The 1,708-nt window shown below is 66.4% G+C and carries 1 protein-coding gene; it reads left to right on the plus strand.

What is annotated here, in order from left to right:
* On the plus strand, positions 1–1,560 hold a 1,560-nt coding region (locus tag V6M51_RS00015), incomplete at its 5' end, for a bifunctional sugar phosphate isomerase/epimerase/4-hydroxyphenylpyruvate dioxygenase family protein (RefSeq protein ID WP_332763533.1).
* Positions 1,561–1,708 lie beyond the last annotated feature (148 nt).

A 1,708-nucleotide genomic window follows, 5' to 3' on the forward strand; every position in this document is an offset into this window, starting at 1 on the left:
CTGCGCCTGCTGGCCGAACGCGCCGCTGCCCGCGGCCTGCGCATCGGCTACGAGGCCCTGGCCTGGGGCCGGCATGTGCAGACCTACCAGCAAGTCTGGAAGCTGGTGCGCCAGGCCGACCATTCGGCCCTGGGGGTGATTCTCGACAGTTTCCATACCTTGTCGCTCAAGGGGGATCCCAGCGCCATCGCCGAGATCCCCGGCGACAGGATCTTCTTCGTGCAGATGGCCGATGCGCCCATCCTGGCTATGGACGTGCTGGAGTGGAGCCGGCATTTCCGCTGCTTCCCCGGGCAGGGCGAGTTCGACCTGGCGGGCTTCCTCGCGCCGATCATCCGCACTGGCTATCGCGGACCGCTGTCGCTGGAGATCTTCAACGACGGCTTTCGCGCCGCGCCGCCCCGGCAGAACGCCGCCGACGGTCTGCGCTCGCTGCTGTACCTGGAAGAGAAGACCGCCAAGCGCCTGGCGAAAGAGGGCGTGGCGGTGGAGCCGGGCCTGCTGTTTAGCCCGCCTGCGGCCAGCCATTACGACGGCGTCGAATTCCTCGAGTTCGCCGTGGACGAGGCGGTCGGCGCGCGCCTGGGCGACTGGCTGGAGCGCCTGGGCTTCGCCCGCGCCGGCCAGCATCGCTCCAAGGACGTCAGCCTGCTGCGCCAGGGTGACATCAATATCGTGCTCAACGCCGAGCCTTACTCCTTCGCCCACAACTTCTTCGAGGCCCACGGCCCCTCGCTGTGCGCCACCGCGCTGCGGGTCAAGGACGGCGCGGCGGCCCTGCAGCGCGCCTGCGACTACCGTGGCCAGCCCTACCGCGGCCTGGTCGGTCCCAACGAACGGGAGATCCCGGCGGTGCGCGCCCCGGATGGCAGCCTGATCTACCTGGTCGAGCAGGCCGGCGCCGGCCAGACCATCTACGACAGCGATTTCAGCCTGGATGCCGGCGCCGAGGCCAAGGGCGGCCTGCAACGCATCGACCACATGGCTCTGGCATTACCCGCCGATGGCCTGGACAACTGGGTGCTGTTCTACAAGAGCGTGCTGGACTTCGAGGCCGACGACGAGGTGGTGCTGCCCGACCCCTATGGCCTGGTCAAGAGCCGGGCGCTGCGTAGCCGCTGCAGCTCGGTGCGCCTGCCGCTGAACATCTCGGAGAACCGCAACACCGCGATCGCCCATGCTCTGTCGAGTTATCGGGGCTCGGGCGTGCACCACATCGCCTTCTCCTGTGCGGACATCTTCCAGGAAGTGGCGCGGGCCAAGGAGGCGGGGGTGCCGTTGCTGGAAATCCCGCTCAACTACTATGACGACCTGGCCGCCCGCTTCGATTTCGACGACGAATTCCTCAGCGAACTGGCCTACTACAATGTGCTGTACGACCGTGACGCCCAGGGCGGCGAACTCTTCCACGTGTATACCGAGGCCTTTGAGGAACGCTTCTTCTTCGAAATCATCCAGCGCAAGAATGGCTACCTCGGTTACGGCGCGGCCAACGTGGCGGTACGCCTGGCGGCCATGGCCAAGGCGCGCAGCGGGGCGAGCAGGCGTAGCCAGTTCTAGGCCAGGGTCTGCAACGGGATGAGCCGCTACTTCTTCCTTCAGTCGGGTGCGCGGACGATAATCTGCGCATTCCAATAATGCCTGTGAGCCAATATGAGCAATTCTGCCGCATCCCTCGTCGAGGAGATGGTCGAGGCGCCGCGCAAGG

This window comes from Phenylobacterium sp., assembly GCF_036677185.1.
Taxonomy (GTDB): domain Bacteria; phylum Pseudomonadota; class Alphaproteobacteria; order Caulobacterales; family Caulobacteraceae; genus Phenylobacterium.